Genomic DNA, 13027 nt, shown 5'->3' with positions numbered 1-13027 from the left:
GCCGACCTCGTCGGAGATGTCTACGTTGGTGTAGACGTTCTGTACGTCGTCGCTGTCCTCGAGCGCGTCGACCAACTTGAATACCTTGCGCGCGCCATCGACGTCGACGGCGACCGATACCGACGGCTGGAAGCCGGATTCGGCGGAGTCGTAATCGATTCCGGCATCCTGCAGCGCCTTGCGCACCGGGAACAAATCCGATGGCTCACTGATGACCTCGAAGGACTCACCGAGGTCGTTGACCTCCTCGGCGCCAGCGTCGAGCACGGCCACCAGCACGTCGTCCTCGGACAGCCCGTTCTTCTCCAGGGTCACGATGCCCTTGCGGTGGAACAGATAGGAAACCGAACCCGGATCGGCCATATTGCCGCCATTGCGAGTCATCGCCACGCGCACCTCGCCAGCGGCGCGGTTGCGGTTGTCGGTGAGGCATTCGATCAGCACCGCGACACCATTGGGGCCGTAGCCCTCGTACATGATGGTCTGCCAGTCGGCGCCGCCGGCCTCTTCACCGCCGCCGCGCTTGCGAGCACGCTCGATGTTGTCGTTCGGAACCGACGACTTCTTCGCCTTCTGGATGGCGTCGTACAGCGTCGGATTTCCCGCGGGGTCACTGCCACCAGTGCGGGCCGCCACCTCGATGTTCTTGATCAACTTGGCGAAGAGCTTGCCGCGCTTCGCGTCGATCCCCGCCTTCTTGTGCTTGGTGGTGGCCCATTTGGAGTGGCCGCTCATTCCCTACTTCCTCCAGTCGACAGCACGTTTGATCGTGCGCACGGTACCCGCACCGGCCGGGTAGACAACTCTCTCAGCCTACTCGTCCGGTTACGGCGAGTTCCTATGGGCGACTACTGGACGTCGCGAACCAGATCGACGAACATCTGGTGCACCCGCAAATCGCCGGTGACCTCCGGATGGAACGACGTCGCGACTACCTTTCCCTGTCGCACTGCGACAATGCGCCCGGCGGCCGGGCCACTGGGAACCGTCGCAAGCACCTCGACACCCGCGCCCACCCGCTCCACCCACGGCGCCCGGATGAACACCGCGCGCACCGGGCCGTCGGTCAGCCCGGCGAAGTCCAGATCGGTCTCGAACGAATCGACCTGACGTCCGAATGCATTGCGCCGCACCGTCATATCGATACCGGACAGATGCTTGGCATCCGGGCGGGTGTCGAGCACTTCGGAGGCGAGCAGGATCATCCCGGCGCAGGATCCGAAGGCGGGCATACCTTCCCGCAGTCGCGCGCGCACCGGTTCGAGGAGTTCGAAGACCTCCAGCAGCTTGCTGATCGCGGTCGATTCGCCACCGGGCAGCACCAGCGCATCCACCGCGGCCAGCTCGGAGATGCGACGCACCAGCACCGGTTGCGCACCGCATTCCGCGAGTGCGGCGACATGTTCGCGCACGTCACCCTGCAAGGCCAGCACGCCGATGGTGGGCCGGTCGGGACTGCGCTGCGCGCCCGTTGCGGGCGAGGCGACCGATGCGTTCACGCCATGAGCTTACGAGGCGCGCTACTGTGGCCCTGCTCACGGTGGTAATCGGCGTCGCATTCACCATCGCGCAGACCGGCATTGAGTCCGGGCGCTGCCCAGTCAGCGACGAACTCGAACGCGAACTACGTCGGATGACCGAAACCGTGGCGTGCCACCCGTACATCCATGTGGCCAGCGCCCGACCGAGGCGCATCCGGCCGGTCAGCTGGTGAATTTGCAGCTCTGGTAGCCGGAGCTCACGTAGGTGCTGGCACCCGGATCGAGGTAGATCGAATCCCCTTGACCGTCCGTCCTGGCGTACAGCCAGACCGTCGCATTCGTCTGGTTGTCCGCCGCTCCCCGGCCGATGGCTATGTTGTAGGTCCGGTACTCGTCCGGATTATCGATCCGGTCCGAATAGCCAGATCCGTTCTGGTAGGAAAAGCTCCCGACAGCCACATTCCTGCCTCCATTCTTGACGCATTGAAACCGTCGTTCCTGGTCGGCGACTTCTTTGCGCGGCAGTCTACGAGCCGCCCGAGCAAAATACAGACCGTTCGGCATTTCCCGACACTGGGAAAACTGAGCGTTTCGGCGCTCACTCCCCGCGTAAGGTGCGAATCAAGCCCTCTTGCACAACCGCGGCAACCAACTCGCCCGCGCGGTTGAAAATCTTGCCGCCGGTCAGTGCACGACCGAAGCCCGCGGACGGCGAGGACTGGTCGTAGAGCAGCCACTCGTCGGCACGGAACGGGCGCAGGAACCACATGGCGTGATCGAGCGAGGCGTTCTGGGTCGGCTCATCGGGGTGAGTGACCTTGGAGGAGCCGAGCAGGGTCATATCGCTCATGTAGGCGAGGGTGCACACGTGCACGACCGGGTCGTCGGGCAGCGGATGCCGGTAGCGGAACCACACCTGCTGCGGGGAGACGACGCCGTCACGGCGGGTCACCACATCCTGGGGCACGGTGCGGATATCCCAGTGCTCCCATTCGCGCATCGCCCACAGTCGCTCGGGACTCATCGTGGTGCTGGCATCGGGAAGCTCATCCGGCCCCTGCACCTGCGGCATCTCGTCCTGATGTTCCGGACCCGAGTCACCGACATGGAACGACGCCGACATGGTGAATATCGCGGCGCCGTCCTGTACGCCGGTGACCCGGCGGGTGCAGAAGGACCGGCCGTCGCGGATGCGCTCCACGAGGTACACGGTCCGCTCTTCCGGATTGCCCGGCCGCAAGAAGTATCCGTGCAGCGAATGCACCTGGAACCGCGGCTCCACCGTCCGCACCGCCGACACCAGCGCCTGGCCGGCAACCTGTCCGCCGAATGTGCGCACGAGCTGGGTCTTGGTGGACGCGCCACGGAAGATGTCCCGCTCGAGCCGCTCGATCTCAAGCGCCTCTTCGATTGTCGCCATGAGGCCGAGATTATCCCGAGCGCTGATGCGGCCTGTCGGTGACCTCTCGGCAATGTCCGTGTCCGCCGCCCAGAACGGGGTTCGACAGCATCGTTTGATGGAATGGATCGGTGCCGCATTTCGATCCGATCACCCTGGACGGCCTCGTCGAACTCGTCGTCGACCGTATCCGCGAGCTGGGCGGGCGGGTGCTGATCGCCATCGACGGTGCCGACGCCGCCGAACCCGTCACGATCGCGGACCGAATCGCCACCGCACTGCGTGACACCGGACGCACCGCCGAGGTCGTCGCGCTGCACGATTACATCCGCCCCGCCTCGCTCCGCATGGAATTCGGCCGCACCGACGAAATGTCTTATCGCACTGCCTGGTTCGATTACGCCGCACTCGACCGCGAAGTCATCCGAGCGCTACGCCACGACACCCGTTGGCTCCCGGCACTATGGGACGAGGCACGCGACCGCTCGGCCCGCTCCCCCATCCGCACTGCCGCCCCTGACACCGTCCTGTTCGTCGCGGGCCCCATGCTGTTGGGCCGCGGCCTCGACTTCGATCTGACCGTCCACCTCGACATGTCCCAACCGGCCCTACACCGCCGCACCCCACCCGATGACCGGTGGACCATCCCCGCCCTCCTCCGCCACGACCGCGACAACCCCAGCATCCCAAGCTTTTTCATCCGCTGGGACCACCCGGATCGTCCGGCACTCCGAATAGACGACACCACTCGTCGGTAGTCGTACGATCCCAGAACACTGGCCGCCCCTCCTTGCAATTTTGTTCGGTGACAGACATTTCCGCTATCCATAATTAGATGCGCATATCTACGTATCAATATGTCTGTGCACCAGGAGTCGATTCCCTTCTGGGGATCCGTTCCCCTGCGGGAGCCCGTAAGGGGCGCGAAACCCTAGGAAGAGTGGGAATATTCGCGATGGAAGACGCAGTGAGGCGGTGAGCAGGATGCTCACCGCCTCGAATCACCTACTCCCCCGGCCGAACCCACCCGCGGCCGGGATCAGGGACTAACCGCAGGCCGTCGACTGCTGACCGAGATTGGTCAACATGGTGCAGGCCCAACTCTTTTCGACCTTCCACTTACCATCCTCGGCTACGAAGGGCACATCGACGATGTTCTCCTGGCCGTTGATGGTGAACTTCGACTTGGCATTGAGTGCGTCGCCGAAGGCGCTCACCTCGATGACCTCGGCTTTGGCGCCCGCCTGCTGGTAGGCCTGCGCCAAGCGGTTCGGCAGTTCCGGATCCGCGGTCGCGCCTTGCACCAGATCCAGCTTTTCCGAACTCGGTACCGACGGGTCCAGCGCACGGAGCAACTGAGCGTTGAGATCGGCGACGCTCGGGGTCGGCGGGACGTTCGCATTCGACCTCGTGACGCTGGTCGAGGATTTGGTCGGCGTGGTCGCGGTCTTCGAGTCATCGCTGCCACACGCCGACAGGCTGAGCGCGGCCACGGCGGCCAGACCCGCGATCGCGATACGTCCGGTCTTACGAAGCTTCAACTGATCATCCTTTGCCGTTCGGACAGTCCGTGACCCTGGCGGTGCCGCGCGAACTGCCCGCACGGCCGTCGACGTACACCGAATTCCGAAGCTAGCCACCAGCTCTGTGGCGGGCATAAGACAACTGTGAGGGCCGCAACAGCTTCTCCTCCATCGCACAGAACGCGCAACGCCCGCGGCAGTGGATCAAGCAATCCCGGTGCCGCGGGCGTCGATTCGATTCAGCGGTCGATCACCAACCGCGCTCGGCCAGCCGGTGATCGACCGGCAGCTCCTCGACATTGATGCCGACCATGGCTTCGCCCAGACCGCGCGAAACCTTCGCCAGCACATCCGGGTCGTCGTAGAAGGTGGTCGCCTTGACAATGGCGGCGGCGCGTTCGGCCGGATTGCCGGACTTGAAGATGCCCGAGCCGACGAAGACACCCTCGGCGCCGAGCTGCATCATCATCGCGGCGTCGGCGGGGGTGGCGATGCCGCCCGCGGTGAACAGCACCACCGGCAGCTTGCCGGTCTGGGCGACCTCCCGCACCAGCTCGTACGGCGCCTGCAGCTCCTTGGCGGCGACGAACAGCTCGTCCTCCGGCAGCGACGACAGCTTGCGGATCTCGGCGCGAATCTTGCGCATGTGGGTGGTGGCATTGGAGACGTCGCCAGTGCCGGCCTCACCCTTCGAGCGAATCATGGCCGCACCCTCGGTGATCCGGCGCAGCGCCTCGCCCAGGTTGGTGGCACCGCACACGAACGGCACGGTGAAGTTCCACTTATCGATGTGGTTGGCGTAGTCGGCGGGGGTCAGCACCTCGGATTCGTCGATGTAGTCGACGCCGAGGCTCTGCAGGATCTGCGCCTCCACGAAGTGGCCGATACGCGCCTTGGCCATGACCGGAATGGAGACGGCGGAGATGATGCCGTCGATCATGTCCGGATCGCTCATCCGGGAGACGCCGCCCTGTGCGCGGATATCGGCCGGAACACGCTCCAGGGCCATCACCGCGACCGCGCCGGCGTCCTCGGCGATTTTGGCCTGCTCGGGGGTGACGACATCCATGATCACCCCGCCCTTGAGCATCTCGGCCATCCCGCGCTTCACGCGGGCGGTGCCGATGGTGTTGGTGGTCTCGGGCGTGGTCACGGCAAACTCCTGAGTCATGTGCGCCAATCGGGTCGCTTGGAACTAACGCCACCGATTCTAGGCGGGCCGATCAGGCCACTTGATAGCCAGTTGGACAGCACTGGCCTTGCCCCGACCAGCGAGTCTACGTCCGGCCCGCAGCCACTGGACCCGTCACGAGACGGATCCGTCGGGCCGACGCAAGTATTGCGCCGCCCCGGACGAACACCCGACAAGAACTACAGCGGGCCGACTACCAGCAACTGGGCCCAATACCCCGCGGCATCAGAACCCAACAACGGCAATAAGAAATCGAACAACAGGTAGGACATGTACTGCATACCTTCCACACGCCAACGGACCATCTCACTGCAGTGGAAGTACCACCAGAACTTCCGGTAGCGCTCCCCCACCAGCACTACCCATGCGGCAGCAATCCAGTCGCGACGCTATCACGATCGTGAAACACATCACAGCCGAAAGATCCAGGCGCGCACGCTGATCGCGCACCGGCGGCGGTAACCGACCCGAGCCCGGTGCTCGCGCCGATGCGGCGGGAAGCCGCGCAGTCGAGGCAGGAATGGGCGCTCGGGGCAATCCCCGATCACCGGATAGACCGCACCTGAGGATCGGAATCGGCCAGCGCAGCTGCGGCAGCTTCGGGAAGCAGCTGGTCCAAGTGGTACGGATAGACGGTCTCGCCGGTGTGATCCAAGGCGACGATATCCGCCCCGGTGCACCACTTGTTGTCGGTAATGCTGCGCCGCTCGACCGCGGTCAGATTGCCCGGTTCGGGGTCGAAGGCGGGGACGCGCAGGGCGAAGAACAGCTCCTCGGCGCGGATAAGTTCACCGTCGAACGGAAATACCGCGACCCGCCGCCAGATGGGACCGCGCAGACTGGTCGGATCCGCGGTATATCCAGTCTCCTCCCAGAGCTCGCGCACCGCGGCACTGCGCAGGGTTTCCCCCGGTTCCACACCGCCGCCGATCGTGAACCAGAAGAAGACGTCGGGGGTTTTCGGGTCGTTGCCGCGCATGAGCAGCACGCGGTCCTGTTCGTCGAGCAGCACTACACGCGCCGAGGTGCGCACCGTATCGACAGCCAAGCCGGTCGAGGCCGCCGGGGTGGCGCGTTCGCTGATCTCGAAGTACGTCGGGAGCGGCGCGGTGCCGCCCAGGTGCAAGATGCGTACCGGGCGGCGGGTGCGCAGGGCGAGGGTGTCGCGGACCGCGTCGTTGTGGAAGCGGCGCGCGATGAGCACCCGGGCCTCGGCATCGGCGAGTTCGGCGACCTGCTGTGGGCGCAACTGGGCGATATCGACCGTGGAAAGTGCTGCGGAAAGCTGATTTTCGATGGTTTCGCGGTCGGCGCGGCCCGCACGCTCGGCCCGATCGGCAAGTGCGGTCAGCCGTTTGGCCTGCTCGACCAGCGCGGAATCGGCGCTCGGGCCCGCTATGGCCACGGCGACCGACCTGGCCACCACCGCCCGCCGCGCCAGTGCACCGTCGAGGGCCTGCCAGGACTGATCCGACCGCACGTGCAGCCGGTCGAGCCGGTTCGCCGTCGAGGCAGCCCACAGACCGATCGCCACGACCACCGCCGCGATGAGCGCGAGTACGAGAACCGTTGTGGCGGAGAACGTAATCATGGAGCGGCCCTCACCGTGCAATCGATCATCCGGCGGCCCGCACGCGCGTATCCCCCACCGTGACGGTTTCGTAGACCCGCAGGATCTGTTCGGCGACCACGGGCCAGTCGTATTCGCTGACCACTTGGTTGGCGGTATGGATCAGGGCTTCGCGGCGCACATCATCGGTGAGCAGGGTATCCAGCGCCGCGGCGAGCAGAGTCGAATCCCCCACCGGGACAAGCATTCCCGCGGTGCCATCGCGCAATACTCGACGGAAGGCATCCAATTCGCTTGCCACCACGGCAGTTCCGGCCGCCATCGCCTCGATCAGAATGATGCCGAAGCTCTCCCCACCGAGATTCGGCGCGACGTACACATCCGCGCTGCGCATTGCCGAGGCCTTGTCCTCGTCCGATACCTGGCCGAGGAAGCGCAGGTGGCGGGCGAGCGGCCCGGCCTCGCGGCGCAGTCGGTCCTCGTCACCGCGCCCGACGATGAGGATCTCGACATCCGAGTGTCTGCGCACCAATTCGGGCAGCGCGCCGAGCAGGACTTCCATCCCCTTGCGTGGTTCGTCATAGCGACCGAGGAACAGCACCGTCCCGCCCGCGCGCGGATATCCGGGCAGCATCGGGGCCCGCGCGAACGCGGGCACATCGACACCGTTGGGGATCTCCACCGCATCCGAACCGAGCGCCTCCACCTGCCAGCGCCGCGCCAACTCGGAGACCGCGATCCGGCCGCTGATCTTCTCGTGATAGGGACGCAGCACACCCTGAAAAGTGCTCAGCACCAACGATTTCGTGGTCGAGGTGTGGAAGGTCGCGACGATCGGCCCCTCGGCGATCTTCAGCGCGAGCATGGACAGGCTCGGCGCATTCGGTTCGTGGATGTGCAGTACATCGAAGTCGTTGCCGTCGATCCAACGCCGAATCCTAGTGTAGGCCATGGGGCCGAAGGACAACCGGGCCACCGAACCGTTGTACGGAATCGCCACCGCACGACCGGCTGACACCACGAAATCCGGCAGCGGCGTGTCCTCCGATGCGGGCGCGAGCACGCTCACCTTGTGGCCGCGTTCGATGAATACCCGCGCCAATTCCACGACATGGGCCTGCACACCACCGGGGACATCGAACGAATAGGGGCAGACCATGCCGATTTTCATGGTGTCTTCTCCCCTTTGGCGCTTTCCATCCCGGCTTGTGCCGCGGCGATCCTGGCCCGCCGCTGCGCCGAAAGGTCCTGCTCCCATTGTGGCTGCAACATATGCCAATCGGCCGGGTGCTCGGCGATATTGGCCGCGAACCGGTCGGCCAGCGCCTGGGTGGCCGCCGCAACGCCGCCCGAAACATCCAGCGGCGTTTCGGTCTTCATTCCCCATCCTTCGCGACCATCGGCATCGACGGTGAACCAGAGGTGCACCGGAATCAGCGCCGCGCCGGTCTCGATGGCCAGCTTCGCCGCGCCCGCGGGCAGCCAAGTGCGCTCGCCGTACATGGTCACCGGGACGCCCTTACCGGTCAGGTCCCGCTCACCCATCAGGCATACGACATTGTTCGCGCGCAGGCGGGCGGCCAGCGCGGTGAACGGCGGCTGCTCACCACCGGTCAGCGGGAATACCTCGAACCCGAGGCTCTCCCGGTAGGCAACAAACCGCTCGAACAGCGATTCCGGCTTCAGCCGTTCAGCGACGGTCGCGAGGGTACCGCTGTGGTTGACCAACCAGACCCCGGCCGCATCCCAGTTCCCGGAGTGCGGCAGCGCCAGCACTACACCACGTCCCCGCGCCAGTGCGGCATCCAGATTCTCCACGCCCGCCACCGGCGAACCGGTCAATGAGGAGTGGTCCATCGTCGGCAGTCGGAAGGCTTCGCGCCAGTAGCGGGCGTAGGACCGCATGCTCGCGCGGATGAGTTCGTCGGGCACCTCGGCCGGGCTCACACTGAGCACGCGAGCGAGATTGCGCCGCAACTGATTGGGCCCGCCACCGGCACGGAATGCGCGATTCGCCTTGTCCGCGACCCGATTACCGCCCCAATCGAAGGCCCGCCGCGCCGTCGACTCGGGCAGCGCGCGCACCACCCGCCAACCCGCCGCATACGCCCAATCCGTCAGTCCGGACTTGATCCGTGAGCCGACGCCTTCGGACTCGGAACTCACGACCGCGCCTCGCTGGCTTTCGGCTCCGTCGTGCGCGAGAGCGCACTGTGTTGATGGTGCATTCGCTGGCGCTCGCTCACGAGGGCAACTCCGTCGCGTCCGCCGGATTCTGTGGCGGCGCGGGCGGAATCACGTCCCGCGCGCCCGGCGAATTCCGGACCGCCAGCACCCGCTGGAATACCGTGATAATGCTCAACACCGCCAGAATCCACATCGCCACGTGTACGGCCCAGGTCAGCCATTCGATCCCCCAATACCCACCGATACCGGTGAGCCCGGCGCCGACCAAAACGATGATCAGCCGATCCGGCCGCTCGATGAGTCCACCGTCCGCGGATAGGCCACTCGCCTCGGCGCGCGCCTTCGCGTACGAAATCACCTGGGAGGTAACCAGAACCACCAGGGTCGCCAGGAACAGCGGCTTACTGTTCTCGTGATACACCGCCCACCAGGCCAACCCGGCGAAAATAGCGCCGTCGGCGACCCGGTCGCAGGTGGCATCCAGTACCGCACCGTATTTCGTGCCGCCGCCACGGGCTCTGGCCATGGCGCCGTCGAGCATGTCGAACATGACGAACAGCCAGATCACCATGGTTCCCCAGAACAGATGTCCGGTCGGGAACAAGGTGACCGCGGCCGTGATCGAGGCGACGGTGCCGATCACCGTGATCGCGTCGGGAGTGAGTCCGGTACTGACAAGCGCTCTGCCCAGCGGCGCAGTCGCTTTGGAGAACGTCTCGCGGCCGAAGAAGCTGAGCACCCTACTCGACTTCCTTCCACGCCGCCGAAAGCAGCGCCCGAGTTTCCCGCAACAACTGCGGCATGACCTTCACACCGCCGACGATGGTGATGAAGTTGGCGTCCCCGCCCCAGCGCGGCACGATGTGCTGATGCAGGTGATCGGCGAGTGAGCCACCGGCCACCCCACCGAGATTCAGACCGACATTGAAACCGTGCGGCCGCGAGACCCGCTTCATCACCCGAATCGCTTGCTGGGTGAAAGACATCAGTTCGGCGCTCTCCTCGAGCGTCAGATCCTCGAGGTTGGCCACCTTACGGTAGGGCACGACCATCATGTGCCCCGGGTTGTACGGATAGAGATTCAGTACCGCGTAGACGTGTTCGCCACGAGCGATGACCAATCCGTCCTCATCCGTCATCTTCGGAATATCCGTGAACGGATGGCCCGTGGTGTCTTTCGGATTGGACGTGGCCGCCTCTGCGATATAGGACATCCGGTACGGAGTCCACAACCGCTGCAACCGATCCGGCTCCCCTGCCCCGCTATCCACGATGCTCCCGTGCTCGTCCGAGTCCGCGTTCAAATCCGCGAGCCCGTCCGGCGCCGTGCGCTCAGTCATGCTCTGTCCGTTCTGGTTTGAGCGGGGCCCCTCCGTGGTTACGCAAGCTTCTTCCTCCGGGCCCTGACCACTCATACCGTGCCCTTCACCACAAAACCCTCGGCGGTCGGCGAGGCGTTCTCCCGGTTCGCGATCCATTCCACGATCGTGGCCACCGCGGCGGCGACCGGCACGCCGTTGACCTGGGTGCCGTCGCGGAAGCGGAAGCTGACCGCACCCGCGTTCACATCGCGCTCACCGGCGAGCAACATGAAGGGGATCTTCTGCGCGGTGTTGTTGAAGATCTTCTTCTGCATCCGGTCGTCGCTGCGATCGACCTGCGCGCGAATGCCCGCGTCCCGCAGCTGTTCGATCACCGAATCCAGATGCGGCGCAAAGGTTTCCGCAACCGGGATGCCCACCACCTGGACCGGCGAGAGCCAGGCCGGGAAGGCGCCCGCGTAATGCTCGGTGAGCACGCCGAAGAAGCGCTCGATGGAACCGAACAGGGCGCGGTGGATCATTACCGGCCGCTGCTTGGTGCCGTCGGAGGCGGTGTATTCCAGGTTGAAGCGCTCGGGCAGGTTGAAGTCGAGCTGGATGGTCGACATCTGCCAGGTGCGACCGAGCGCATCCTTGGCCTGCACGGAGATCTTCGGACCGTAGAAGGCGGCGCCACCCGGATCCGGGACCAGCTCGAGTCCGGAAGCCTCGGCCACCTCGGCGAGGGTTTCGGTGGCCTCGTCCCAGATCTCGTCGGAGCCGACGAACTTCTTCGGATCCTTGGTGGACAGCTCGAGGTAGAAGTCGTCGAGGCCGTAGTCGGCGAGCAGGCCGAGCACGAATTGCAGCGTGCTGGTCAGCTCGGCGTGCATCTGCTCCTTGGTGCAGTAGATGTGCGCGTCGTCCTGGGTCATACCGCGCACCCGGGTCAGACCGTGCACGACACCGGACTTCTCGTAGCGGTAGACCGAGCCGAATTCGAACATCCGCAGCGGCAGTTCCCGATAAGACCGGCCGCGCGAGCGGAAGATCAGGTTGTGCATCGGGCAGTTCATCGGCTTGACGTAGTAGTCCTGGCCGGGCTTGCGGACGGTGCCGTCCTCGTTGAGTTCGGCGTCCAGGTGCATGGCCGGGAACATGCCGTCCTTGTACCAGTCCAGGTGACCGGAGACCTCGAACAGATGTCCCTTGGTGATGTGCGGCGTATTGACGAATTCATAGCCCGCGGCGACGTGGCGACGGCGCGAGTACTCCTCGAGCTCCTTGCGGATGATGCCGCCCTTGGGATGGAAGACCGGCAGGCCGGAGCCGAGTTCGTCCGGGAAGCTGAACAGGTCCAGCTCCAGACCGAGTTTGCGGTGGTCGCGGCGCTCTGCCTCCTCGAGCAGGTGCAGATGCTCGTCGAGAGCCTCCTGCGATTCCCACGCGGTGCCGTAGATGCGCTGCAGATCCTCGCGGTTCTGGTCACCGCGCCAGTAGGCGGCGGAGCTGCGGGTCAGCTTGAAGGCGGGAATGAATTTGGTGGTCGGTATGTGCGGGCCGCGACACAGATCGCCCCAGACCTTTTCGCCGGTGCGGGGGTCCAGGTTGTCGTAGATGGTCAGCTCTTTACCGCCGACCTCCATGACCTCCGGATCGTCGATACCGGACTTATCACCGATCAGCTCGAGTTTGAACGGCTCCTTGGCCAGTTCGACGCGCGCGTCGTCGACCTCCACCACCCGGCGCGAAAACCGCTGCGCGCCTTTGACTATCTTCTTCATCCGGGATTCCAGCTTGGCCAGATCCTCGGGGGTGAACGGCCGGTCGACCTGGAAGTCGTAGTAGAAGCCGTCCTTGATGGGCGGACCGATGCCGAGCTTGGCCTCCGGGAACTCCTGCTGTACGGCCTGGGCCAGCACATGCGCGGCCGAATGCCGGATCACGCTGCGCCCGTCCTCGGTATTGGCGGCGACCGGCTCGACCTCGACATCGGTGTCCGGGGACCAGGACAGATCCTTGAGCCCCTCCGCATCGCGCACCACGACGATGGTGTCCGGCCCCTTCGTCGGCAGCCCCGCCTCGCGCACCGCGGCACCCGCCGTCGTCCCGGCCGGCACCCGAACGAGGGCGACAGGGCTGATAGGTGCTGAGGTGGTCACGGCGAGAGACTCCTTGGCGTTCGCTGGCGGGCGTGTTCCCGCGCTGGTGCGGGCGGTCGCCCACAGGTCATCGTCGGAGGCGAAATTGCTCCGGCGCGACCATGCTATCGGCACCATGGCGGCCCCGCGTCGATGGACTCGGATCGCCACGTCGTGGGCCGGCCGGCGCCGTTGCGCGAGACCCGAACGTGACATCGAGCATTCGGTTCCGT

The 13027-nt window shown here is 65.3% G+C and carries 15 protein-coding genes; 2 read left to right on the top strand and 13 right to left on the bottom strand.

Annotated elements, in window-relative coordinates:
• Together ACIBI6_RS01850 and pdxT are read right to left on the bottom strand one after the other, a co-directional pair.
• Positions 1–735: YebC/PmpR family DNA-binding transcriptional regulator (locus ACIBI6_RS01850; RefSeq protein WP_396955018.1), on the bottom strand; the 735-nt coding region annotated here is incomplete at its 3' end.
• A 113-nt stretch (positions 736–848) separates the two neighbouring features.
• Positions 849–1499, bottom strand: a complete 651-nt coding sequence (pdxT, locus tag ACIBI6_RS01845; protein WP_364340009.1) for a pyridoxal 5'-phosphate synthase glutaminase subunit PdxT — start codon at positions 1497–1499, stop codon at positions 849–851.
• A gap of 26 nt (positions 1500–1525) precedes the next feature.
• Between pdxT and ACIBI6_RS01840 the strand changes: the two genes are divergently transcribed.
• On the top strand, positions 1526–1714 hold the full coding sequence (locus tag ACIBI6_RS01840) for a hypothetical protein (protein WP_396955017.1): 189 nt from the start codon (positions 1526–1528) through the stop codon (positions 1712–1714).
• Here the strand turns inward: ACIBI6_RS01840 and ACIBI6_RS01835 are convergent.
• Positions 1704–1940, bottom strand: coding sequence for a hypothetical protein (locus ACIBI6_RS01835; protein ID WP_364340007.1), 237 nt, complete (start codon positions 1938–1940; stop codon positions 1704–1706). The genes ACIBI6_RS01840 and ACIBI6_RS01835 overlap by 11 nt on opposite strands.
• Before the next feature lie 139 nt (positions 1941–2079).
• The gene (locus tag ACIBI6_RS01830; RefSeq protein ID WP_364340005.1) at positions 2080–2901 is read right to left on the bottom strand and encodes an acyl-CoA thioesterase II; all 822 of its coding nucleotides are present in this window, start codon (positions 2899–2901) and stop codon (positions 2080–2082) included.
• Positions 2902–3011: 110 nt separating this feature from the next.
• On the opposite strand from ACIBI6_RS01830, the gene ACIBI6_RS01825 reads away from it, so the two are divergent.
• Entirely contained in the window at positions 3012–3638 is a 627-nt protein-coding gene (locus ACIBI6_RS01825) for a hypothetical protein (protein WP_364340003.1), read from the top strand.
• Positions 3639–3926: 288 nt separating this feature from the next.
• On the opposite strand, the gene ACIBI6_RS01820 is transcribed toward ACIBI6_RS01825, so the two are convergent.
• The 9 genes from ACIBI6_RS01820 to thrS all read right to left on the bottom strand — a co-directional run bounded on the left by ACIBI6_RS01820 (position 3927) and on the right by thrS (position 12815).
• On the bottom strand, positions 3927–4421 hold the full coding sequence (locus ACIBI6_RS01820) for a hypothetical protein (protein ID WP_364340001.1): 495 nt from the start codon (positions 4419–4421) through the stop codon (positions 3927–3929).
• 232 nt (positions 4422–4653) lie between these two features.
• Positions 4654–5556 carry a pyridoxal 5'-phosphate synthase lyase subunit PdxS gene (pdxS, locus tag ACIBI6_RS01815; RefSeq protein ID WP_040692437.1) on the bottom strand — a complete coding sequence of 301 codons (903 nt, stop codon included), beginning with the start codon at positions 5554–5556 and terminating at the stop codon, positions 4654–4656.
• Between the two features lie 218 nt (positions 5557–5774).
• Complete coding sequence (locus tag ACIBI6_RS01810; RefSeq protein ID WP_364339999.1) at positions 5775–5948, bottom strand: hypothetical protein; 174 nt, start codon at positions 5946–5948, stop codon at positions 5775–5777.
• 191 nt (positions 5949–6139) lie between these two features.
• Positions 6140–7183 (bottom strand): NUDIX domain-containing protein, encoded by a 1044-nt coding sequence (locus tag ACIBI6_RS01805; RefSeq protein ID WP_364340700.1) that lies wholly within the window; start codon positions 7181–7183, stop codon positions 6140–6142.
• Between the two features lie 28 nt (positions 7184–7211).
• On the bottom strand, positions 7212–8336 hold the full coding sequence (locus ACIBI6_RS01800) for a glycosyltransferase family 4 protein (protein ID WP_364339997.1): 1125 nt from the start codon (positions 8334–8336) through the stop codon (positions 7212–7214).
• Entirely contained in the window at positions 8333–9331 is a 999-nt protein-coding gene (locus ACIBI6_RS01795) for a phosphatidylinositol mannoside acyltransferase (protein ID WP_396955016.1), read from the bottom strand. The genes ACIBI6_RS01800 and ACIBI6_RS01795 overlap by 4 nt, the downstream gene beginning before the upstream one ends.
• Positions 9332–9407: 76 nt before the next feature.
• The gene (gene pgsA / locus ACIBI6_RS01790; RefSeq protein ID WP_364339993.1) at positions 9408–10091 is read right to left on the bottom strand and encodes a phosphatidylinositol phosphate synthase; all 684 of its coding nucleotides are present in this window, start codon (positions 10089–10091) and stop codon (positions 9408–9410) included.
• Position 10092: 1 nt separating this feature from the next.
• Positions 10093–10692 carry an HIT domain-containing protein gene (locus ACIBI6_RS01785; RefSeq protein WP_364339991.1) on the bottom strand — a complete coding sequence of 200 codons (600 nt, stop codon included), beginning with the start codon at positions 10690–10692 and terminating at the stop codon, positions 10093–10095.
• Between the two features lie 71 nt (positions 10693–10763).
• Positions 10764–12815 carry a threonine--tRNA ligase gene (gene thrS / locus ACIBI6_RS01780; protein WP_364339989.1) on the bottom strand — a complete coding sequence of 684 codons (2052 nt, stop codon included), beginning with the start codon at positions 12813–12815 and terminating at the stop codon, positions 10764–10766.
• Between the last annotated feature and the right edge of the window lie 212 nt (positions 12816–13027).

Source organism: Nocardia sp. NPDC050412 (assembly GCF_044458825.1).
Classification (GTDB): domain Bacteria; phylum Actinomycetota; class Actinomycetes; order Mycobacteriales; family Mycobacteriaceae; genus Nocardia.
This window is presented reverse-complemented; position numbering and strand designations above follow the sequence as displayed.